The 22,025-nt window shown below is 71.0% G+C and carries 16 protein-coding genes and 1 pseudogene; 5 read left to right on the top strand and 12 right to left on the bottom strand.

Annotated elements, in window-relative coordinates:
• The first annotated feature begins 85 nt into the window (after nucleotides 1–85).
• From FREUN1FDRAFT_RS40850 to FREUN1FDRAFT_RS00665, 4 genes are all read left to right on the top strand, one after another.
• On the top strand, nucleotides 86–421 hold the full coding sequence (locus tag FREUN1FDRAFT_RS40850) for a hypothetical protein (RefSeq protein WP_006537982.1): 336 nt from the start codon (nucleotides 86–88) through the stop codon (nucleotides 419–421).
• Between the two features lie 246 nt (nucleotides 422–667).
• Complete coding sequence (locus tag FREUN1FDRAFT_RS00675) at nucleotides 668–1,507, top strand: SDR family oxidoreductase (protein ID WP_006537981.1); 840 nt, start codon at nucleotides 668–670, stop codon at nucleotides 1,505–1,507.
• Nucleotides 1,508–1,803: 296 nt separating this feature from the next.
• Nucleotides 1,804–2,634 (top strand): SDR family NAD(P)-dependent oxidoreductase, encoded by an 831-nt coding sequence (locus FREUN1FDRAFT_RS00670; RefSeq protein WP_006537980.1) that lies wholly within the window; start codon nucleotides 1,804–1,806, stop codon nucleotides 2,632–2,634.
• 81 nt (nucleotides 2,635–2,715) lie between these two features.
• A complete protein-coding gene (locus tag FREUN1FDRAFT_RS00665; protein ID WP_006537979.1) occupies nucleotides 2,716–3,576 on the top strand; it encodes a TIGR03620 family F420-dependent LLM class oxidoreductase in 861 nt (286 codons plus the stop codon).
• 199 nt (nucleotides 3,577–3,775) lie between these two features.
• On the opposite strand, the gene FREUN1FDRAFT_RS00660 is transcribed toward FREUN1FDRAFT_RS00665, so the two are convergent.
• The 12 genes from FREUN1FDRAFT_RS00660 to FREUN1FDRAFT_RS00605 form a co-directional block, all read right to left on the bottom strand.
• Complete coding sequence (locus FREUN1FDRAFT_RS00660) at nucleotides 3,776–4,408, bottom strand: TetR family transcriptional regulator (protein WP_006537978.1); 633 nt, start codon at nucleotides 4,406–4,408, stop codon at nucleotides 3,776–3,778.
• Nucleotides 4,409–4,518: 110 nt separating this feature from the next.
• Entirely contained in the window at nucleotides 4,519–5,325 is an 807-nt protein-coding gene (locus FREUN1FDRAFT_RS00655; protein WP_006537977.1) for a DUF427 domain-containing protein, read from the bottom strand.
• 246 nt (nucleotides 5,326–5,571) lie between these two features.
• Nucleotides 5,572–6,483 carry a thioesterase family protein gene (locus FREUN1FDRAFT_RS00650; RefSeq protein ID WP_006537976.1) on the bottom strand — a complete coding sequence of 304 codons (912 nt, stop codon included), beginning with the start codon at nucleotides 6,481–6,483 and terminating at the stop codon, nucleotides 5,572–5,574.
• 149 nt (nucleotides 6,484–6,632) lie between these two features.
• On the bottom strand, nucleotides 6,633–7,778 hold the full coding sequence (locus FREUN1FDRAFT_RS00645) for a thiolase family protein (protein ID WP_006537975.1): 1,146 nt from the start codon (nucleotides 7,776–7,778) through the stop codon (nucleotides 6,633–6,635).
• A gap of 10 nt (nucleotides 7,779–7,788) precedes the next feature.
• Nucleotides 7,789–8,241, bottom strand: a complete 453-nt coding sequence (locus FREUN1FDRAFT_RS00640; RefSeq protein ID WP_050795692.1) for an OB-fold domain-containing protein — start codon at nucleotides 8,239–8,241, stop codon at nucleotides 7,789–7,791.
• A gap of 176 nt (nucleotides 8,242–8,417) precedes the next feature.
• Nucleotides 8,418–12,326: a TIR domain-containing protein gene (locus FREUN1FDRAFT_RS39325; RefSeq protein WP_157474177.1), complete on the bottom strand. Its 3,909-nt coding sequence runs from the start codon at nucleotides 12,324–12,326 to the stop codon at nucleotides 8,418–8,420.
• A gap of 64 nt (nucleotides 12,327–12,390) precedes the next feature.
• The gene (locus tag FREUN1FDRAFT_RS00630) at nucleotides 12,391–13,587 is read right to left on the bottom strand and encodes a toll/interleukin-1 receptor domain-containing protein (RefSeq protein ID WP_006537972.1); all 1,197 of its coding nucleotides are present in this window, start codon (nucleotides 13,585–13,587) and stop codon (nucleotides 12,391–12,393) included.
• Between the two features lie 149 nt (nucleotides 13,588–13,736).
• Nucleotides 13,737–16,046, bottom strand: a complete 2,310-nt coding sequence (locus FREUN1FDRAFT_RS00625; RefSeq protein WP_006537971.1) for a KAP P-loop domain protein — start codon at nucleotides 16,044–16,046, stop codon at nucleotides 13,737–13,739.
• 122 nt (nucleotides 16,047–16,168) lie between these two features.
• On the bottom strand, nucleotides 16,169–17,386 hold the full coding sequence (locus FREUN1FDRAFT_RS00620) for an NADH:flavin oxidoreductase (RefSeq protein WP_006537970.1): 1,218 nt from the start codon (nucleotides 17,384–17,386) through the stop codon (nucleotides 16,169–16,171).
• 65 nt (nucleotides 17,387–17,451) lie between these two features.
• Nucleotides 17,452–18,603, bottom strand: coding sequence for an acetyl-CoA C-acetyltransferase (locus FREUN1FDRAFT_RS00615; protein ID WP_006537969.1), 1,152 nt, complete (start codon nucleotides 18,601–18,603; stop codon nucleotides 17,452–17,454).
• Nucleotides 18,604–18,671: 68 nt separating this feature from the next.
• A complete protein-coding gene (locus FREUN1FDRAFT_RS00610) occupies nucleotides 18,672–19,502 on the bottom strand; it encodes an SDR family oxidoreductase (RefSeq protein WP_006537968.1) in 831 nt (276 codons plus the stop codon).
• Entirely contained in the window at nucleotides 19,499–20,692 is a 1,194-nt protein-coding gene (locus FREUN1FDRAFT_RS00605; protein WP_006537967.1) for an acyl-CoA dehydrogenase family protein, read from the bottom strand. The genes FREUN1FDRAFT_RS00610 and FREUN1FDRAFT_RS00605 overlap by 4 nt, the downstream gene beginning before the upstream one ends.
• 128 nt (nucleotides 20,693–20,820) lie before the next feature.
• On the opposite strand from FREUN1FDRAFT_RS00605, the pseudogene FREUN1FDRAFT_RS00600 reads away from it, so the two are divergent.
• Nucleotides 20,821–21,687 (top strand): annotated as a pseudogene (locus tag FREUN1FDRAFT_RS00600) (enoyl-CoA hydratase); the annotation flags it as partial.
• Nucleotides 21,688–22,025: the final 338 nt, after the last annotated feature.

Raw genomic sequence — 22,025 nt, 5'->3', positions numbered from 1 at the left:
CCGACGCCATCGCGGCGATGCAGGAACCCGACGGGGCGATTCCCTGGTCCCCCGGCGACCACACCGATGCCTGGGACCATCTCGAGTGTGTGATGGCCCTGCAGCTGGCGGGGAGACCGACGCCGCCGTCCAGCTGGTGCGCGACATCCAGCACCTGCGTCACGACGACGGCAGCTACTGGACCGGCTGGCAGTTCGAGGCCGGCGTCAACTGGCCCGAGGAACGCAGCTCCTGGACGGCCGCGGCAGTGATCCTGGCCGTGGACGCCCTGGCCGGCGGGGTGACCGAGACCCTCTTCCGCGGCGACGATCTGCCCACCGGCCTCGTTGTCCCCCGCGACGAAACCACGGCACGGCCAGGGCCGGACGAGGTCCTTCTCCCCCGGCCGCGGATGGGCGAACTCGACGAGCGCCGCAGTTGACCCCGGTCACGGGCCCGCTCCAGCGCCGTGCGCATCGCCGGCGTGTGGTACTCGTCGTGCCCCTGCTGCCACGGCCAGGCCGGCGCCCGCTCCAGGTCGACTGCTACCGTCGATGTCGATGTCAAGGTCGACAATCTCTGACCGTCATCGGTCGTGTGGCGCACGCAGGGGATGCTGCTGCCGGGGCTACGCAGAGCGCGGTCCCACCGGCCTTGGCCGCGGGCTGTCGAGATGACGGAGGTTGCGATGGGCAGGGACGTGGTGGTCGTCCTCGGCGTGGGCGGCATGGGCGCGGCGATCGCCCGCCGGTTCGGTGGATCCCGAACCCTGTTACTCGCCGACGCCAACGACCACACGCTCGCGGCGGTCGCCGGCGCGCTGCGGGATGAGGGGCACGAGGTCGTCACCCGTCCCGTGGACGTGGCCGAGGGAGAGTCCGTGGCCGCGCTGGCGGACGTCGCCGCCGACCTGGGCCCCGTCACACATGTCGCCCACACGGCCGGCCTCTCGATGGCGCAGGCGGCGCCGGACGCGATCATCCGGGTGGATCTGCTCGGTGTCGCGCACTTCCTCGACGAGTTCGCGCGCGTCGTCGCGCCCGGCGGGGCCGGCGTGGTCATCTCCAGCACCGCCGGGCACTTCGCGCCGCGGCTGCCCGCCGACCAGGAGCGAGCACTCGCCATCACACCCGCCTCCGAGCTGCTGCAGCTCCCGTTCCTGTCAGGCGAAGTGGTCACGGAACCGGCCGGCGCCTACAGCCTGGCCAAGCTGGGCGCGATGCTGCGGGTACGCGCGGCGGCTCCGTCCTGGGGGCGGAGCAGGGCACGAGTGAACTCGGTGAGTCCGGGTGTGGTCTCGACGCCGATGGGGCGCCTCGAGCTGAACGGACCGTGGGGTGCCGCGCTGCGCTCCGTCACCGACGCGGCCCCCGCGGGACGGATCGGAACACCGGACGACGTGGCCGACGCGGTCTCGTTCCTGCTCGGCCCCCAGTCGACGTTCATCACGGGAACGGACCTCCTGGTGGACGGTGGTTCGGTCGCGGTGCACCTGAGTGAGAGCTGGGCTCGCCCCCCGCTCCCGTAGGCGTGGCGGCCGCATCGGGCGAGACGACCGCGAAAGTCGCGAGTTCTCCGGTGAGACAGATCTGTCGTACTGTGTCGCTCTACAACGTCAGATAGAAGCTGTCTCACCGTTCATGAGCGCTCCGCGTCCACCGGAGCGGGCCGCTCGCGGCGCCCGATCCGGCTCCCAATCCGACGGGGCCGCGGCCTCGAACGGGAGACCAGCGGCGCCCCACGCTTCCAGGAGGACCGCCAGATGGCGCGAGGTGTTCACAGCGGGGACCAGCACAGCCGTCCCTTACAGCGAGGCGAGGACCAGTGACGGGCGGCACACACTCCGCGTGGGTCGCTGTCGTCACCGGAGCCGCCAACGGAATCGGAAGGGCCGTCACCAGGCGGTTCGTCGCCGAAGGCGGGAGAGTCGTCGGCGGTGACATCGACGAGGCGGGCCTGGCGGCGCTGAGTGCCGAGCTCGGCCCCGATGCCTTCGCGGCCGCCCGGTGCGACGTGACCGACGAGGACGATGTGGCGGCACTGGTCGCACTGGCCTCGGCCAGGTTCGGCGGCCTCGACGTCGTGGTCGCCAATGCCGGTGGCGGCACCCTCGGCGAGGTCGCCGACCACGATTTCGGTGAGTGGCGGCGGATTGTCGATCTGAGTCTCCACGGGGCTTTCCTGACCCTCAAGCACGGCGGCCGCGTGCTTCGGGATGCTGGGCGAGGAGGTTCGATCGTCACGGTCGCGAGCCTCAACGCCGTCCAGCCCGGCCGCGGTGTGGCGGCCTACTGCGCGGCGAAGGCCGGTGCCGTGGCGCTGACCGAGGTCGCCGCGCTGGAGCTGGGCCGGCACGGAATCCGGGTGAACGCGGTCGCCCCGGGCCTGGTCCGTACCGGGCTCACCACCGGGCTGTGGCATCTACCCGGTCTGGTCGACGAGTTCGTCGACAACGCCCCGCTCGGGCGGTTCGCGGAACCGGAGGAGGTCGCGAACGTCATCTACTTCCTCGCCTCGGAGCAGGCGTCCTTCGTCTCCGGCTCCCTGTACAGCGTCGACGGGGGCGCGCGGACCGGGCGCTATCCCGACATGATCGCCGGAATGGAGCGGGCGATCCACTCCGCCGGAAACGGCGCACCCCGCGCCGACGGCTGATTCGCTTACTCAGGCGGTCCCGCCGACACAGCGCCGGGTGACGGCGCACGGCGGGACCACGATCTCTCCGGAAGGCAGGGCATGGACCTCTCTGGCGTCGGCGTGTGGAGCCAGCAGCTGCGCTACGGCGACCCCGGCGAATCCGCCGAGGCCGCCGCCGAGCTCGAGGAGCTCGGCTTCAGCGCGCTGTGGATCCCGGACATGGGCGGCGACACGTTCGAGGCCGCCGAGCACCTGCTCGCCGCCACTCGCTCCGTCGTCGTGGCGACCGGCGTCCTCAACCTCTGGTACTGCCCGCCGGAGCAGGCAGCCGCCTCCTATGCGGCGCTGGCGGCGAAATACGACGACCGGCTGCTGCTCGGCATCGGGGTAAGCCACGCGATCGCCGTGGACTCCGCGGAGCCCGGCAGATACCGGCGGCCGCTGACCGCGATGACGACCTACCTGGACGGCCTCGACGCCGCGGAACAGCCCGTCCCCCAGGACCGGAGGGTCCTCGCCGCACTCGGCCCCCGCATGCTGGAGCTCGCGTCCAGGCGGGCCCGCGGTGTCCATCCCTACCTGGTCACGCCGGAGCACACCCGGATCGCGCGGGAGGCGGTGGGCGACGGTCCGCTCGTGCTGCCCGAGCAGGCCGTCGTCCTGTGTTCCGACAAGGATGAGGCCCACGCGATCGCGGGCGGGTGGCTGCGCGGCTACCTCTCCCTCCCTAACTACGCCAACAGCCTGATCCGACTGGGGTTCGAGGCCGACGAGGTGGCATCCGCGGACGGCCGGGTGTTCGACGCGATGATCGCCTGGGGTGACGAGGCGGCGATCAGGCGCAGGGTGGAGGAGCACCGGGCCGCGGGCGCGGACCATGTCACCCTCCAGGTGCTCACCGCGGACCAGACCGCCTTCCCCCGTGAGGAGTGGCGCAGGCTCGCCGCGGCCCTGCTGTAGCCGGGCTGGACGCCCTGGCGCTCCTCTGCTCACCGGGACACGTGCGCTGTCGCCACCGCCGGCCGCGCACGTGCGCTCGAGACTGTTGCGTCCCTGACAAGCATTCAGGGCCATCGGTACATCCTGAGAGGTCACCGCCGTTGCTCAGCAACCAGGAAGTTCACGAGGCTGCGCGCCCACGGCGGGAGCGCCCAGGGCGTCAGGCCTGGTCGTAGGGGCCCAGGATGAGGCGGACGACCTCCTCCAGCTGGCGGGAGAAGTCGGCGAAAGTGAGGCGGCCGCAGATCCACGCGGTGAGGCCGGAGCCGAGCGTCGCGTTGATGGCCGTCATCGCCGGGCGGACGACATCGGCGGGAACACCGTCCATGAGGGCCACGAGGGTCGCGAAGTTGTCCGAGCGCAGGCCGGCGAGCTCCTCGCTGGCGAACGGGTCGCTTGACACCTCGACGTAGGCGACGAGGCGGGCGAAGTTCGGGTGCCGCTGGAACGCCCGCGTCTCCCGACTGAGGAACGCCTGCACCCGGGTGCAGGCACCGCCCGGGGCGGAGCGGTTGCGGGAGGCGTCCCGGCTCACCTCGGCGCGGACCCGGTCGGTGAGCCGCCGCTGCCAGTCCGCCCAGGCCGCCGCGAGCAGGTGGTCCTTGGAGGAGAAGTAGCGGTACGCGGTGCCGAGCGCCACGCCGGACCGCTCCGCCACGTCGCGCATCTGCAGCTGCTCGGGACCCATCTGGTCGATCATCTCGATGACCGTGTCGGTCAGCCGGCGCCGTCGCTCGAGCTGGGCCGGCGTCATGGTGCTGACCGGCTGCGGCAGCGTCTCCTCTTTCGCCACAACTACACGCTACCTGAAAGCCGATTCCATCCCGACCTGGCCACTCGGGGACCACCAGTCGATGAGACCGTCACCCACCACGACAGAACGCGGTTCTAGTCGTTGACAGATCAGGTGTGGTTCCCGTCGACGTAGACGTCGACCTTCTCGTCATAGAAGCAGACCAGGCCGGCGATACGGATGCTCTCGGGCAGCGGGGTGCGGTAGATCCAGACGACGTCCTCGTGGACCTTGTCGTTGACCTGGACGGAGAAGTAGCCCGCGGTGCCCTTGTACGGGCAGTGAGTGGACGACTCCGACGGCACCAGCAGCTCCGTCCGCACGTCGGTCAGCGGCACGTAGTAGCGCGGGCGGATACCTGACTCGAACAGGACGACCGGGCGGGTCGACTCGGCGACCGTCACGCCGTCGATCTCCACCCGCACCTGCCGGGAGCTGGAGAGGATGTCGATGCGGTGATAGGGGTTGCGCGCGTGCCCGTAGACGACCTCGTCCTCCTCCAGCCATTCGTCCATCGCGTCCCAGTCGAGTCGGACGAGGCCGCGCAGCTGCGGGATGGGGGAATCGGGGTAGGTGCCCGCGGCGTCCGGGGCCGTCCGGCCGCCGATGACCACGTCGTGGCGGACCGCGTCGCCCCGGCTCGGCGAACGCGCGATCTTCCCGTTCGGCTCCAGGGTCGCGCGGACGTCCTCGGCTGGCAGGTAGTACACGGGATAGTGCGGGCCCTCCCAGACCAGCACGGGACGGATCGTGTCGACGACGACGTGGCCGCCGAGCAGTGCTCGGACCCGCTTGTTCGCCTGCTCGGCGTGGACCCGCCCACGGGCGATGGTGGTCGCCGGCTTCATCGACCCGGCTGCCGGCAGGGACTCCACCGGCGCCGCCGTGCCGGGGCTGGGGAGAGGAGGTGTGGTCATCGCGTTTCGTTCCTTCCGCCGGGTCCACCCGCGTGCGCGTGCTCCGCCCGACCATTCGATCGTGCGCCCGGTGTCGGGGTCCAGCGGTGCGCGCCGGACTGCCGCGGTTCCGCGGAACCGGCGCGCTCCGGAACGGGCGGCACCGCGGAACCAGCCGCACCGCGGTTCCGCGGAACCGGCGGCACTGCGCAACCGGCGAGATGCGGCACGGCGAGCGATGGAACAGACGCGGCGGGTGCTGGCCCCTCAGGTGCGGCGCTGGCGATCCAGGAGGTGCGCCGGATCCGCCCGGCCCGCGTTGGCGAGCGCCGTCGTCGTGCAGGTGCCGAGCAGGCCGGCGGCGTCGTGGATCGTCGTGAGGCCGAACGAGACGCCGTCGACGGCGTGCTGGTCCTGGGCGAGCACGCCGAAGAACTCGCCGACCGGCTCGCGGACCAGCGTCAGGGTGAAGTCCGTGTTGATGTACTGGAGGCCGCCGGTGCCGCGGTGGGTCAACGGGCTGGTCATGTCGGCTACCAGCATCGCCCGTACCAGGGGTGTCAGCGCCGTGCCCTCGACCACGTCACGCAGCTCACGCAGCCACGACCCACCCCGCTGGACGCCGGCGGTCGGAGCCACCGCGCCGCCGGACCCGTCACCGCGCACCATCGGCCGCACGTCGGCACGTGAGCCCTCCGGCTGCTGCGGGACGGGCGAGCCCAGCCCCGGGGCGGGCCAGACCTCGCGCTCGGCGTGCCAGAGCTCGCCCGGCGCGTTGCTGGACGGGCGCAGGAACACCGCCGTCGCACGGGTGACGGTCACACCGTCATGGCTGACGTCGACGTCGGCGACCCTGATCCGCCCGCCGGCCCGGACCAGCGACGTGGTCACCCGCAGCGGCGCGTACGGGATCGAGCGGAACATGTCGACCGTGAGCCGGGCGAGCTGGTACCCGGGCTCCGCCTGCTCCTGCACCAGGACGTGCCCGATCAGACCGCCGAGGATGCGCCCGCTCACGGATCCGCTCGCCCAGATGCCGCTGGCGAAGCGGCCGGGCTGGTAGCGGCCGTCGTCGAGACGACGGAAGTAGGCCGACGACGGGCCGCCGTCGGAACCCGGATCATCGGACGAGGCCTGGTCTGCCAGCACCGCAGGCCGGCCCCCACCCGGGTCGGACATACCTACCTCCTCGCACGGACCGCGGCACCACAGAGACAGCGAGCTTAAGAACGCCTTTCCGTACTACACGTCGGTCGCCACGGCCGGCAAGCAATCCGGCGGGCCCTCGGCGCCCGCGGGACGTCGGCTCCCGCCGGCCCCGCCCACGGTCACAGGGAAAGGATGGTGACGGCGGCGGTGCCGGGGGCTCCGTAGACCTGCGCGTAGCCGACCCGCGGGCTGCCGGGAACCTGCCGCTCGCCGGCCTGCCCGCGAAGCTGGCGGAACAGCTCGTGCACCTGCCGCAGCCCGGAGGCTCCGATCGGCTCGCCGTTGGCGATCAGGCCGCCGTCGGTGTTGACCGGCAGCCGGCCGCCGATCTCGGTGGCGCCCTCGGCGAGCAGCTTCTCCTGCTCACCGTCGACACAGAAACCGTTCTCGGCGAGATGTATGACCTCTGCGCCGGCGTCGGTGTCCTGCAGCTGGACGACATCCACGTCCTCGGGGCCGATCCCGGCGGCCTCGTAGGCCGCCCGCGAGGCGTACACCGTCGGCGCGGCGTCCTCCTCGACGGCCGCCCACGTGGTGTTCACCTCGTACGCGCCGTAACGGCGGGTACGGATTACCGAAGCCCGCACGAAAACCGGCGCGTCGGTGTAGCGGTGGGCGATTTCGGCCCGGCACAGGACCACGGCCGCCGCACCCTCGTCCGGAGCGCAGAACATGTACTGCGTCAACGGGTGGTTGAGCACGGGCGAGGCCAGGATCTCATCCTCGGAGATCGGCTTGCGCCGGAACGCGTTGGGGTTGAGCACGCCGTTGCGAAAGTTCTTCGCCGCCACCCGGGCCAGGGTCCGGGAGGTGATTCCGTGGTCGTGCATATAGCGATTGATCTTCATGCCGAAGAACTTCGTCGTGACGTACTGGCCGTTCTCCGCGTACCACGACGGCATGTTCACCAGCATCGGGTCCTCGACGAAGGCCCCACGCGGATGCTTGTCCAGCCCGACGGCGACGGCGATCTCGCACTGACCGGTCCGGATGGCATTGGCCGCCTGTTGTATCGCGCTGGCCGCCGTCGCGCAGGCGTTGAAGACGTTGATGAACGGGATACCGGTCAGGCCGAGCAGCCCGGTCAGGGGATCGGTCTGCGCCACCTCCCAGCTGCCCCCGCAGGCGAACTGGACGTCCTGCCAGCCCACTCCCGCGTCGGCGAGCGCGAGGTCGATCGCCTCGGCGCCCATGGCGAACGCCGACTTGGCGCCGAACCGGCCGAAGGGATGAAGACCGGCTCCGATGATCGCGACGTCGTTCATCGTGGACTCCTCAGCGGCCGTCGGTGCTGTCGGTGCTGTCAGTGCTGTCGGAAACGGGCGCGAAGGCGAAGGTCATGACCTCGTCGCCGGCGTCGTCGACATAGAAGGGAACGATCGACAGCTCCATCTCCATGTCGAAATCCAGTTTCGCCGGGTCGTTCTCCGTCAGCCTCGACTCGACCCGGATGACGTCGTCCAGCTGCACGAGGCCGACCCCGAACGGAGTGAAACCATCCGCCTTGTCGGATCCCGCGTACGGCAGCTTGGGAACGAAACCCTGCGTCGTCCAGGCCACCAGCCGGCCGCGCCGCGGCAGGAGCAGCTCGGTCATGCTGGACCTCCCGCAGCGGGGGCAGCGGGACTGCGCGGGAAACGTCGTCGCCGCGCAGTCGCCGCACCGGCTGCCGATGAGTTGCGGCGTGTCGTGCGGCCAGGTGAAGACTTCGGCCAGCGGCTTTTGCATGAGCGCCTCGCCCTCTGCTCGATCGACGGCGCCCACCATAACACCAAATATCTAGAGCTTTCACTCCCTCTTCGGCAGGGCCTGGTGGCCGGCGCACCCCACGGCACCGCTGACGCCGCGTCGGCCGCGGGCCCCGACGACCGGCCCGGCGCACGCGGATCGGTTCCAGCTGGAGGTCACCGCAGACGGTGGCACCGCAGAAGCCACAGACCGAGTTCGGTCGCGCAGCAGAGGGAGTCGTCGTGCCAGGCGAGTGCCGTGACGGCTACCCCGAGCCGCAACGACGTCCTGGCCCCGGCGGCCTCCCACTCTCCCTTGTCCCACAGCCGCACTGTCTGGTCTCTGCTCGCGGTGGCGAGATACCGCCCGTCGGGTGAGAACGCCACAGCGGTCACCCAGTCCGTGTGACCGGCGAGGGTGATCGGCCCGCCATCTCCCTCGGGATCCCACAGCCGCACTGTCGCGTCCTGGTCTGCGGTGGCCAGCAGACTGCCATCGGGCGAGAACGCCATTGCGGTGACACCGTGGCCGTGACCGTCGATGGTCCTCGTCGGTTCGGTGGCGTCCGCCGGGTCCCACAGCCGAATCGTCCGATCGCTGCTGGCAGTGGCGAGGAGCTGCCCGTCGGGCGAGAACCCCACGGCGGTCACCCATTCATCGCCGACGGCGAAGGTCGCGACCGGGCCGCCACGATTCTCGCGATCCCACAGGATCGCCTGATCACGACCAGCCACGGCGAGGAACCGGCCGTCAGGATCGAACGCCACGGCGGTCACCCATTCACCTCTACCGGGGCCGGCAAGGGTCGCGACCGGTTCGCCGCCATTCTCGCGGTCCCACAGGATCGCCTGATCACGACCAGCCGCGGCGAGGAACTGGCCGTCGGGTGAGAACGCCACGGCGGTCACCATGTCGCAATGGCCGGTGAAGGGCGTCCTGATCGGGGTGCCGCGGACCGGGTCCCACAGCTGCACCGCCCCGTCGGCGCCGCCGGTAGCGAGCAGCCCTTGTCGCGAGAACGCCACGGCTGTCATCCAGTCGCCGAGGCCGGCGACCGGGTCACGGGCGGCGCTGGCCCGCGGGTCCCACAGCCGGACGGTCCCCTCGGCGCCGCCTGAGGCGAGGAGACTGCCGTCCGGCGAGAACGCCACGGCGGCGACGCCGAGGCTGTGGCCGGCAAGGGTGGTGATCGGGTCGGCGCCGGCTTCGGGTTCCCAAAGCCGCACCTTCCGGTCGCCGCTGGCCGCGAGGAGGCTGCCATCCGGCGAGAACGCCACGGCGGCGACACTGCCCTCGGCGCCAGCGAGCGCCTGGCTGTTCGTCTCCATCGCCGGATCCCAGAGCCGCACGGAGCCGTCAGCGCCGCCGAAGGCGATCAGATGGCCATCGGTGGCGTAGGCCACGGCGTTGACCGCGTCCCGGTGATCGGCGGAGGTCGGCTGTCTCTCGCCGGTCGCCGGGTTCCACAACCGCACGGTCCCGTCGTAGCCGGCCGTGGCGAGCAGCTTGCCGTCGGGTGAGAACGCCACCGCGTTCACCCAGCCGTCAAGCCCGACCAGCGCGGGCTTCTCGACGTTGGCCGCCAGGTCCCGCAGCCGCACCTTCTCGTCGTAGCCGGCGGTGACGAGCAGTTTGCCGTCGGGCGAGAACGCCACCGCGGTAACGCCACGCTCGTGACCGGCGAGGACCTCGTTCGTCCTGGCAACCGGATCCCACAGGCGCACCGCACCGCCGGTGCCGCCGACAGCGATCACCTGCCCGGCGGGGGCACCGGCCAGGGTGCTCACCGGCTCACCATGGGCGAGGGAGGCGGGCAGTTCGGTGCCGGTAGCCGGACTCCACAGCCGCACCGTCCCGTCACCGCCGCCGGCGGCGAGCAGCCGGCCGTCGGCCGAGAACGCCACCGCGTTCACCGATCCGCCCGCCCCCGAGCGAATGGTCCGCAGAAGGGCGTGCTGGGCCGGTTGGGTGGACCAGACGAGGCCGAGACAGGGACGAGGGATCGTCGCGCAGTACTCATCCGCGCTCGAGGCGAGGGTGGGGACGGCTGCGAGGGTGGCGGCGAGGGTGGGGCCAACGCCGCCGGGCAGCGCCGGCCCGGCGACGACATGGGCGTTCTGGGCGAGCGCGCGCGCGAGGATGACGGCGTGGCCGGTGCCGACGCTGGCCAGGTCGTGTTCAGCGGTCATGGTGGAGCTGGTGCGGCGGAGGGTGACCTCGATCCACCGAGGGTCCGTGGCGACGGCGGCCGCCTCATCGGTCTGGAGTGCGGCGAGAAGATGGTAGATGAGGTGCGTGACCAGGTAGTCGCTGCCCGGGGTGTCACTCAGGTGCCACCACGCCGTCCGCCCCTCCGCGGCCGGCAGGTCACGGCGGAAGGCCTCCAGAAGGCGACGATGCAGGCCGGGAAGTGTCTTCCCGATGCGGCGATCCAGATACCTGTGGAGTACGTCGTGCAGCCATGGGGACCCGGCCGGGTTGGCGAGATCGCCCTTCCCAGCAGGAACGAGGAGAGAAAGGTCCACGAGGACGTCGCGGAACTGGCGAACCTGCCAAGCGCCCCAGCCTGCCGTGTGGCCCCACAGCTTCTCGAGCACAGCGAGGTCGATGGCCGTTTCCGCGGGGAACACGGCCAGCTCGAGAAAGCGGTCCAGCAGATGTCCCCTGGCCGAGCCCGGCGGGTTCAGGAGCCGCAGACTCGCCTCGACGGTTGCCTCGACCGCACGGTCACGCGTTTTCTCGTCGCCCACCGGGTCGTCGAATGCCACGACTCCCGCATCCTCAAGCCCTTTGATCAGCTCTTCGGCGGCCTCGGTGGCCGGCGCCCCCCCGGTGACCCGGCGTCTGAGGTTCTTGGCCGCCAGGTCCAGCAGGAGGGGCCAGCTGCCACAAAGCCTGGCGAGGCGGTCCGCGACCGTGGCCGGCAGATCTGGCGCCGCCCCGACCAGCAGCTCCCGCGCTTCGGCCTGGCGCATCATGTCGATCCAGACCACCGAAGGGTCACCAGTGAGGGTCCGCTGGTCTCGGGTGGTCACCAGTCTGGTGCAGCGCGAGCCACCAGACAGGAACGGCCCGAGCTGCGCGGCCGACCAGACGTCGTCGATGACGAGCAGCGTCCGTCTCTCGGGGGGCAGGGCGTCGAGCAGTTCACCGAGCCGCATCCCGGCCTGCTCCGGCTCTGATGGGAGTGGCTCCTGGCTACCTCGGCCCAGCTCCTGCGCCAGTCGCACGACCAAAGCGTTGATCTTGCCGGTGAGCTGGCCATGGTCCTGGCCGAGGCTGGTCCACAGCAGCCCGCCGGGAAAGGCAGCCCGGACATCGTCGCGGTGGCAGACGAGCTTCGCCAGGGTCGTCTTGCCGAATCCGGGCCCGCCGTGCAGGGCGACCACCCGCAGCGGCTCCTCGCTCTCGGCGGTCAGCATTCCGACGAGGCGCTCAGCCAACTCCGGTCGCCGCACCTCGGTTCCGACCAGCGCGGGTAGCCACACCACCGGCTTGGGGGCCGGCTGGTGGGGCGCTCCCGCAGCGGCCCCACTCCCGCTCATACGCCGACCGGGTAGCTGCGGCGGGACCGTCGGCCGGGCAGGGCTCTTCGCGGCGACCTGGCTCGCGGCCTTGAAGAGCAGATCGCGCGCGTCCGCCTCCCTCTTCCTCTTCTCCTCTTCTATCTCCTCCTGTGACAGGTAGGTCTCCTGGGTTCTCAGGAGGTTGGTCAGGTTCACGGGGATGATCCCGGCGAGTAGTCCGGTCGGCGGGCAGTCCTCAATACGGACAGGCAGCAGCCTGCCCGTCGCACCATCAGGGTCGGCGTCGAAGGCATCCGACACCGCGCGGAGCACTTGTGTGAGATACGCGTCGGAAACCAGAGCTACGGTGATACGGGACTCACGGACGGCGTCCTTGACCCGGCTGGACCAGTCCGTTCCCGCAGGCAAAGAATCCCCTGAGGAACCCCATTCCGGCCGCTGGACCTTGTAGCGGCCGCCATTCTCAAGATGCCAGGCGACCCACTCGCCCACCTTCTTGTCCTTGTCTTCGTCCGCGCACGAGACATAGAAGTCCCAGCGGTACGGGCCCCCGCTCACCACCGCCCCGATCTTCTCATCGTCGTCGTCTGTTCACCGAGCGGGCCGTCAGGACCTCCTCCGCTCAGAAAGACGGGAAGGGTGGCGCCTGCTCCGGCTTTTTCCTCCGGCCGCTGAGGGAGGCCTCGACACCCGCGAGGAGACGGTCCGTGGTCTGGTCCTCGGTCAGGTCGAACAGGTCGACGGAGACCACGGTCTCCAGCAGCTCAGGGCGCGGGCAGTTCTCCACCCGAACGGGTATCACCTTGCGCCTGAAGCCGTCGGGGTCACGGCGCAGCGCTGCCTGCCATTCAGCGCGCCCCCACACCGAGTTCAGGTAGGGATAGGAGAGCACCGCGATGGTCCGCTGGGAATGCTCGATTCCTCTGGTCATCATGTTCATCCAGTTCGCACCCGGCACGAAGTCCCAGGCCTGGACGTAGACCGAGTAACCCGCTGCTTCCAGCTGCCAGGCGATCCACTCCGCCCACTGCTGGTCGGCCCCGGTGTAGGAAATAAAGAAGTCCCATCCGCCGGCCGGGCCCGTCGGCGTGGCGCTGGCCGCGCCGGTACGCGTGGCCCCGACTGTGCCCACCGCGGCGTGGGCATCCTCGGGTGAGGAGACGGTCGTCGCGGCGCCGGCGATCGGGATACCTGCGGCGATCGGGACGCCTGCCGCGGCCGCCGCCGCGGCGATGACCGGATTCGCCGGCCGCTCCAGGTGAGCCTCGCGCAGCAGCTTCGGCCAGCCGCCAAGAACCGCGCCGCCCTTGTACAGGCGGTGCACCTCCGACCAGAACAGTTCCGCGTTTCCGGCATGCCAGCTGGGCTGCCGGCCCCGCCGCAGCCCCGCGCGCTCCACCACGATCCCCGCCCTGAGCTGGTCCGAGAACACGTCCGCCAGTTCGCTGATCACCTCACGGTCCGTCGGAGCGGCCACCGCCCGGGCGCCCTCTGTCGCCAGTCGTCCGCTCGTCGGCTCCCCGTCAGCGGGCTGTCCGTTTCCGAGACCCGCCAACGAGCGGTTGCCGGGAACCATCAGCACGGCCTCCTCAAGAAGCCGCGCGAGCCAGCCCTCGGCCAACGCACTCTGCACGACGTGGAACACCACCTCCGGCAGCGGGCTGGCCTCCGACGCATAGTCCGTGAGCCTGCGGTCGAGGCGGTCGAGCAGAACCTCCAGTCGCCCCCGGGACGGGAACGCCGCTGTCAGCGCATCCCGAACGGCCTGCCGGTCCACACCGCCCAGGCGTTGGAGCCGCGCCTCATCGAACCGCGCCATCGAACTGTGCCCCCTGTCCCCCGCCCGTGTCCCCGTTGGCGCTCGGGCGCCGGGCGGTGGACACATCCATACCAAGCTGATCGCCTCGGGCGACTCTAACGATTGACCGCCCGCATCATCTACACGTGCCGGTTGGCACCGGGCCGTACTCAGTCACCCGGGGTCGCCCCGGACTGCCAGGGCTCGGCGGCCGGGAAGCTGAGGCGGCGCACGTCTGCCACCCAGCGCTGGTAGACGTCGGTGCCACGCATCACAGCGTCCCGGCCGCCGTACCTGGCGCTGAGATCACGGACCAGGCCCGCGACCTCGATCCGTAGCTCCTCCACCTCGTTCCACGCCCCTGGGGTGTTCATATTGCCGGTTTTGACGTTGGGTGCCTGCTGCCGGAGTACTCGCGAGATATCCGAGTCCTCGCCGTCGATCCTGACCAGAAGATCGAAAAGCTGCTGGGCCTCGTCGGCCTTCCGGATCAGGACGGCGAGGAGGACCGCGACGACCTGGTATTCGCCGCCGGTGTGTCGCCACCTCGGGTCGTCAGGCGTGCTCGGCGCGGCGCCCGCGGTCTCGGCGCCCGCGGTCTCGGCGTACCCCAGGAAGTCCGCCCGGTGCTCCGGACGGATGCCGATCCGGATCAGCCGATAGAGGTTCAGCAGCCGCTTGCAGGCGCGCGGCGTCGGGAGCAGCGGAAAGAGCTCGGGCAGGAACTCCTCCTCGAAAGGGAGCAGGCGCAGCACGTCACCGGTATCCGGTGGTCGCGTGTCCGCCGAGCCCTGTACCGCGTCCCGGCCGGCATCCGGGTCGGCATCCGGGTCGGCGTCCGTCCTGGCGGCGAGCAGCAGTTCACGCAGGTAGTCCCTGCCCCGGCTGCCCATCTCCGGGAGCATGAAAGGAATCTGGAAGATCTTCTCCAGGTAGTCGGCCGTGGTCCAGAACTCCTCGCCAGGCTGGTTGCCGAACAGTCGGCCACGATGCTGATGGACCGCCCGGCTCAACCAGGCCGGGTCGACCGCGACCACGACCACGAACAGCGGCAGCGCGAGCAGCAGGTGAACCGCGGCCAGCATGTCGGCGACGACGTTCGGTGGGCACCGGTCGAGGTCGTCGATGTACAGCACGATCCGCTCCAGCGGCCGGCGTTCCGGCAGGATCTTCAGCATGCGGGCCCTGGCCTCGACTGCCCGTCTCGCCCGCCGTTGCCCCCACCAGAGTTTGGCCTTCACCCGCCATTGGGCCGATGACGCGGGAGCCGGAACCGGGGCGAGCCTGGCCTTCTCATCCTCCGCCCAGGTCTGGCGGGCCTCCGCAAGCTTCGTCGCCAACTGGTCGAGGTCGTCGCGTACCCGGCCGACCAGGCCGCGATAGCCGGCGTAGGTGGCCTCGCTGGAACGCTCCGCCAGGAACGACGCGAGCCCTGCCGCGGCGTCGGCGACGATCAGCTGCCGGTCCAGTTCGTGAATCCTCCACTGGACGTCGGCCAGCGTCCCTTCCAGGCCTCTACGCAGCCTGTTGTAGAGCGACCTGCCTCCCAGATAGATCTTCCATCCGGGGTAGACAACCGAGATCACGATCACGGACCACGGGACGAGGCGGACGAGTGTCGGGGAGTCCTTTCCGCCCTGGGCCTGCCCGGCGGTCCAGGCTGCCAGCCTGATGCCGTACCTCCAGGCCAGTCCCGCGACCGCCACGAACACGACAATCCGCAGCAGCACCGACCGGCTTGCCCACAGGTCCGCCGCCAGGTCCCGCGCCCAGGACCACATCGCCACGAAAATCGACGTCGGTGCGGTGGCGTCCTGGAAGCGCCCCTGCCCGCCGGCCACATCGTCGATCTTCTCGAAGCTGCCTGTCAGACGGTGTTGCCGCCGCAGCTCGCGGGCCAGCTCAGAGCGCAGGCGGTCACGTTGTGCCCGCGCCTGCGCCGCGGAAGGGGACGGCTGACGGCTGTCGTCGTGTGCCGCGGCGAGCTCGCGGAACAGGCGGTCGACAAGACCCGTCCAGACCTGGTCGTCGCTGTAGTGCCAGGCGTTGAAATCGACCTGCAACACCCGGCCGACGAAGGCGGTGCTCGTGGGGTCGGGATCCTTCGCCGCATCCTGGACGAGTCGTTCCACCCGCTTACGCATCTGCACCATGAAGGTGGATTTGCCTGATCCCCACGGGCCGAGCAACGCGATCGCCAGCGGCGGATCCGGTTTCCGGGCCGCGACCAGCTTCGCCAGCATGGCCACATCACCGTCGATGCCGAGCAGGTCCCTGTCCGCCGGACTGTCTCCGGCCGGCGCAGGACGGTGCGAGTCATCGGAGTACCGCGTCCGCAGCTCCGGGCGTGCCCGTTCCGGCCGCCGACTCGACTCCGGAATCGTCAGCGGAAACTCCGGCCCGAAGCCGCTGGCCGCGTCGTCCGGGCCTTGCCGAGTGACAGGAACCTCCCTGCCGGTCAGCCCTACCTCGGATTCCATGTCTGGCAGACCCCCCGCCCGTTGGGGAAAGCAGCGGCGCTGTCGCATCCGACCAGGGACATGGCCGTGCGACCCCGCCAGGCTGATCAAACCAAATGTCACCGAGGCCGTCTCCAGGCGGCCTACGACAGGCTCGCGGGCCGCCGACGGGCGAGCTCAGCCGGGCCGGTGGACGGCTGGCTGATGCGGTAGACGCAGCGAGTGCCCGAATAGATGGTCGGCATGCACTCGTTGCAGTGCACGCAGGCGGACCGGGTGGATTCCTCGGCCTGGATCCGCAGGAGCAGGTCCGGCTCACGCAGCAGAGCGCGGCCCATGGCGACGAAGTCGAAGCCCTCCGCCATCGCCTCGCGCATCACGTCCAGGTTCGTGATGCCGCCGAGCAGCACCAGCGGCATGGACAGCTCGCGGCGGAACTGCCGGGCCCGCTCGAGCAGGAATCCGTCCCGGTAGGGGTACTCCCGCAGGAAGGATCGGCCGACCAGCCGGAATCCCCAGCGCGCCAGCGGCGGGAGGGCCTTCGCGAAGGACTTCCGCGGCGCGGCGCCGTGGAAGAGCAGCATCGGGTTGAGCAGCGAGCTGCCCGCGGTCAGCACCAGAGCGTCCAGCGCGCCGTCCGCCTCCAGCCAGGCCGCGACCTGGAGCGACTCGGGAACCGTGAGGCCGCCCGGAACACCGTCCTCCATGTTCAGTTTCGCGATCACCGCCAGCCGGTCGCCCACCGCCTCCCGCACCGCACGGGCGACCTCACGCGCCAGTCGTGCCCGGTTCTCCAGCGGCCCACCGTAACGGTCCCCGCGCCGGTTCAGCCTGGGGCTCAGGAACGAGCTGACCAGGTAGTTGTGACCGAAGTGGAGCTCGACCGCGTCGAACCCGGCCTGCTCCGCCAGCTTCGCCGCATCCGCGTGGGCGGCGATGACCCGCGCGATGCCGTCGATGTCGGGGACCTGCACCGGCCGCATCGCGAGCGGGCTGAACATCCGGCTGGGTGCGAGGGCGGGGGCCCGGTTGGAGGCCGCGTTGGCCACCGGGCCGGCATGCCCGACCTGCGCGCTGGCCGCCGCGCCGTGCGCGTGGACCGCGTCGGTCAGCCGGCGCAGCCCCGGGACGGCCTGCGGACGCATCCAGATCTGGTGGCGGTCGGTGCGCCCGCCCGGGGCGACCGCGCAGTAGGCCACGGTGGTCATCCCGACCCCGCCGGCGGCGACCTCCCGGTGGAACTCGATCAGCTCGTCGGTCACCAGGGCGTCCGGAGTGCGGCCCTCGAACGTCGCCGATTTGATCACCCTGTTGCGCAGCGTGATCGGGCCGAGCGCGGCCGGCGCGAAGACCTCGTTCATCTGTTCCTCCCCGCGGGCACGGTCAGCGGCAGCGGTCAACAGCGACGGGCGGCGAGCAGCGACGGTCAGAGGCGTTCGATGATGGTGACGTTGGCCTGGCCGCCGCCCTCGCACATCACCTGCAGGCCGTAGCGGCCACCGGTGCGTTCGAGCTCGTGCAGCAGCGTCGCCATCAGCCTGGTGCCGGTGGCACCGATCGGATGCCCCAGCGCGATGGCCCCGCCGTTGACGTTGGTGCGGTCGTGGTCGGCGCCCGTCTCCCGCAGCCAGGCCAGCACGACGGAGGCGAACGCCTCGTTGACCTCGAACAGGTCGATGTCGTCGATCGACATCCCGGCACGCTCCAGTGCCCGGCGTGTCGCCGGGATCGGCGCGGTGAGCATCCACACCGGGTCGTCGGCGTACGCGCTGAGGTGGTGGACGCGGGCCCGCGGTGTCAGCCCATGGGTGCGCACCGCGGCCTCGGAGGCCACCAGCAGCGCCGAGGCCGCGTCGCTGATCTGGGAGGCGACGGCGGCGGTGAGCCGGCCGCCGTCGGTCAGGGTGCGCAGGCCGGCCATCTTCGCGAGCGAGGTCTGCCGGCGCGGGCCCTCGTCCACCGCGAAGTCGCCGACCGGCTCGATCTCCCGCGCGAAGCGGCCCTCGTCGATCGCCGTGAGCGCACGCTGATGGCTGGCGAACGCGAACTGTTCCATCTGCTCACGGGAGACGCCCCACTTCTCGGCGATCATCTCCGCCGCACGGAACTGGGAGACCTCCTGGTCGCCGTAGCGTTCCCGCCAGCCGGGTGACTGTGCGAACGGCGTGCTGAAACCGAACTGCGCGCCGACGGTCATCGCCGCGGAGATCGGGATCGCGGACATGTTCTGCACCCCGCCGGCGACGACGAGATCGGCCGTCCCGGACAGGACGCCCTGCGCGGCGAAGTGCACCGCCTGCTGGCTGGAGCCGCACTGCCGGTCGACCGTCACCCCCGGGACGTGCTCGGGCAGGCCGGCGACCAGCCAGGACGTCCGGGCGATGTCGCCGGCCTGGGAGCCGATGGTGTCTGTGCAGCCGAAGATCACGTCGTCGACGGCGCCCGGGTCGATCCCGGTGCGCCGCATCAAAGCGCGCAGCACGTGCCCGCCGAGGTCGGCGGAGTGCACCTCCGCCAGCGAGCCACCGCGCCGGCCGACCGGTGTCCGCACCGCGTCGATGATGTAGGCCTGACCCACCTGAGTCTCCCGTCGCTCACGGACACCGGCTACGGACGCCGGCCAGGGATGCCGGCTACCGAAGCCGGCTACGGATGCTGGCTGCTGACCGAGACGACCTCGCCGGTCAGGTAGGACGAGTAGTCGCTGGCGAGGAAGACCATGACGTTCGCGACCTCCCACGGCGCCGCGGCGCGGCCGAACGCCTCCCGGCCCCGGAGCTCGGCGAGCAGGTCAGCGCTGGTCACCTTCTCCAGGAACGGGTGCATCGCCAGGCTCGGGGCGACCGCGTTCACCCGGATGCCATGCGCGGCGACGTCGATGGCCGCGCACCTCGTCAGCGCCATCACGCCGGCCTTCGCCGCCGCGTAGTGGGCCTGGCCCTCCTGGGCGCGCCAGCCGACGACCGAGGCGTTGTTGACGATGACACCGCGGGTACCGCGCTCGATCATCCGCCGGGCGGCGGCGCGCACGCAGCGGAACGTGCCGTTGAGCGTGACGTCCAGAACCTTCGACCACTGCTCGTCGGTCATGTCCACGATGGAGGCGGTGCCACCGAGACCGGCATTGTTGATCATGACGGAGACTCCGCCGAACCGTTCCGCCGCGTCGATCAGGGCGGCGACATCCGCCTCGCGGGTGACGTCGCAGACCAGCGACGCGACGCGCTCGGTGCCGAACTCCGCGCCGAGGGCCTCGGTCGCCTCGGCGAGCCGCCTGGAGTGGGTGTCGCTGAGCACCACGGCGCGGGCGCCCTCCTCCAGGCAGCGGCGGACCACGGCGGCGCCGATGCCGGCGCCCGCCGCGGCCGTCACGACCACCGTCCGCTCCTCGAGCAGCCCGTGCCCGGGCACGTACGGCGGCGGTGTCGACGCCTCCGCCGGCACACCGCCACCACCGCTGCTGGTCGCCCTGGTCAACCGCGTGGCTCCTTCGGGAGACCGAGCACCCGCTCGGCGATGATGTTGCGCTGGATCTCGTCGGAGCCGCCGTAGATCGTGTCGGCCCGGCTGAACAGGTAGAGCGCCTGCAGCCGATCGAGGCCGTAGGGCGGCTCCGCGACGGTCAGGCCGGCGGTGCCGCGCACCGCCATCGCCAGCTCGCCGAGGTCACGGTGCCAGCGCCCCCACAGCAACTTCGAGACCGACGCCGCCGACGACGACACCGGCTCCGCGGAACCTGTGTCGTGGGCGCTCAGCGTCCGCATCGCGTGGGTGCGCAGCACCTCCAGACCGAGCCGGGCACGCGCGAGGCGATCGGCGAGCACCGGGTCGTCGACCGCGCCGGTGCGCCGCGCCTCGGCGACCACCGCGTCCAGCTCCCGGGCGAAGCCGACCTGCTGGCCGACCGTGGACACACCGCGCTCGAACCCGAGCGTCGCCATCGCCACCCGCCACCCGTCGCCCGGGGCGCCCACGACCAGGTCGGCGGCGGTCCGCGCGCCGTCGAAGAAGACCTCGTTGAACTCCGACGTCCCGGTCAGCTGCACGATCGGACGGACCTGTACCCCGGGCTGGTCCATCGGCACCAGCAGGTACGACAGGCCGGCGTGGCGCCGTGAGCCCGGATCGGTGCGGACGACGGCGAAGCACCAGTCGGCCTGCTGCGCCAGCGACGTCCACACCTTCTGCCCGTCGATCACCCACTGGTCACCGTCCAGCCGCGCCCGGGTGCGGACCGACGCCAGGTCGGAGCCCGCATCCGGCTCCGAGTAGCCCTGGCACCACAGCTCGGTCGCCGCGGCGATGCCGGGCAGGAAGCGGGCACGCTGCTCGTCGGTGCCGTGCGCGATCAGCGTCGGGCCGAGCAGCTCCTCGCCGAGGTGGTTCACCCGGGCCGGCGCGTCGGCACGGGCGTACTCCTCGTGGAAGATCACCTGCTGAAACAGACTGAGCCCGCGCCCACCGAACTCGACCGGCCAGCCCAGGCAGGTCCACCCGGCGGCGGCCAGATGCCGGTTCCAGGCCACCCGGGCCTCGAACGCCTCGTGCTCCCGGCCGGAGCCACCCAGCCCGCGCAGGCCGGCGAACTCCCCGACGAGGTTCTCGGCGAGCCACTGCCGCACCTGCTGGCGGAACTCCTCGTCGGCAACGGAACTGGTCAGATCCATGGCGACCTCCCAGCCCGCCGCGCGGTGCCGGTGGCGGGCGGCCACACACTATCCCACCAAGCACTTGTTTGGTACGGTCACGGCCGACCCGCACAGTCTGGAGACCCGCACAGTCTGGAGGCGCGACCTTGACCACGCAGGAGCCCGCCGCCGACACCGGCGCGGTCGTCACCTACGAGGTGCGCGGCCCGGTCGCGGTCGTGACCGTCAACCGCCCGCAGTACACCAACGCGCAGAACTCGAAGGTCACCTACGCGCTGGACGCCGCCTTCGTCCGCGCCACCGATGACGACGACGTGAAGGTCATCGTGCTCGCCGGCAACGGGAAACATTTCAGCGGCGGGCACGACATCGGCACCCCCGGCCGTGACATCGACGAGACCTTCGACCGCAGGGCCGTGATCTGGTGGGACCACGTCGGCCGGCCCGGCCTCGACGGGCGCTTCGCCCGCGAGTCGGAGGTCTACCTCGGCATGTGCCGGCGCTGGCGCGAGATCCCCAAGCCGATGATCGCCATGGTGCAGGGCGCCTGCATCGCCGGCGGGCTGATGCTGGCCTGGAGCTGCGACTTCATCATCGCCTCCGACGACGCCTTCTTCTCCGACCCGGTGGTGCGGATGGGCATCCCGGGGGTGGAGTACTTCGCCCACCCCTGGGTGATGAACCCGCGGGCGGCCAAGGAGTTCCTCTACACCGGCGACCGCTTCCCGGCGTGGCGAGCGCACCAGCTCGGGATGGTCAACCACGTCGTGCCCCGCGCCGAGCTCGCCGACTTCGTGTTCGCGATGGCCGGGCGGATCGCCGCGATGCCGAGGCTGGGTCTCGCGCTCACGAAGAAGGCCGTCAACCAGATCGAGGACATCCAGGGCCTGCGCACCGGAATGGACGCCGCGTTCGGCCTGCACCATGCCGCGCACGCGCACAACGCCGAGGTCGGTACCGACTCCCTCGGAGGCCTGGACGCGAAGGCCATGGCCCGCACCAACAAGCAGGCGGCTGGTGAGGCCGTGGCAGGCGAAGCCGTGGCAGGCGAAGCCGTGGCAGGCGAAGCCGTGGCAGGCGAAGCCGTGGCAGGCGAAGCCGTGGCAGGCGAAGCCGTGGCAGGCGAAGCCGTGGCAGGCGAAGCCGTGGCAGGCGAAGCCGTGGCAGGCGAAGCCGTGGCAGGCGAAGCCGTGGCAGGCGAAGCCGTGGCAGGCGAAGCCGTGGCAGGCGAAGCCGTGGCAGGCGAAGCCGTGGCAGGCGAAGCCGTGGCAGGCGAAGCCGTGGCAGGCGAAGCCGTGGCAGGCGAAGCCGTGGCAGGCGAAGCCGTGGCAGGCGAAGCCGTGGCAGGTGA

Source organism: Parafrankia sp. EUN1f (assembly GCF_000177675.1).
Lineage (GTDB): Bacteria > Actinomycetota > Actinomycetes > Frankiales > Frankiaceae > Parafrankia.
The sequence above is the reverse complement of the archived record's forward strand: the minus strand, read 5'-3'. Positions and strand labels throughout refer to the sequence as shown.

Bases quoted from the DNA above. Each gene is read 5' to 3' on its own strand.
- FREUN1FDRAFT_RS00665 (WP_006537979.1), top strand. From the start codon at position 2,716: ATGGACCTCTCTGGCGTCGGCGTGTGGAGCCAGCAGCTGCGCTACGGC.
- FREUN1FDRAFT_RS00605 (WP_006537967.1), bottom strand. From the start codon at position 20,692: ATGGATCTGACCAGTTCCGTTGCCGACGAGGAGTTCCGCCAGCAGGTG.
- FREUN1FDRAFT_RS00625 (WP_006537971.1), bottom strand. From the start codon at position 16,046: ATGGAATCCGAGGTAGGGCTGACCGGCAGGGAGGTTCCTGTCACTCGG.
- FREUN1FDRAFT_RS00630 (WP_006537972.1), bottom strand. From the start codon at position 13,587: ATGGCGCGGTTCGATGAGGCGCGGCTCCAACGCCTGGGCGGTGTGGAC.
- FREUN1FDRAFT_RS00655 (WP_006537977.1), bottom strand. From the start codon at position 5,325: ATGACCACACCTCCTCTCCCCAGCCCCGGCACGGCGGCGCCGGTGGAG.
- FREUN1FDRAFT_RS00620 (WP_006537970.1), bottom strand. From the start codon at position 17,386: ATGAACGAGGTCTTCGCGCCGGCCGCGCTCGGCCCGATCACGCTGCGC.
- FREUN1FDRAFT_RS00650 (WP_006537976.1), bottom strand. From the start codon at position 6,483: ATGTCCGACCCGGGTGGGGGCCGGCCTGCGGTGCTGGCAGACCAGGCC.
- FREUN1FDRAFT_RS00640 (WP_050795692.1), bottom strand. From the start codon at position 8,241: ATGCAAAAGCCGCTGGCCGAAGTCTTCACCTGGCCGCACGACACGCCG.
- FREUN1FDRAFT_RS00675 (WP_006537981.1), top strand. From the start codon at position 668: ATGGGCAGGGACGTGGTGGTCGTCCTCGGCGTGGGCGGCATGGGCGCG.
- FREUN1FDRAFT_RS00645 (WP_006537975.1), bottom strand. From the start codon at position 7,778: ATGAACGACGTCGCGATCATCGGAGCCGGTCTTCATCCCTTCGGCCGG.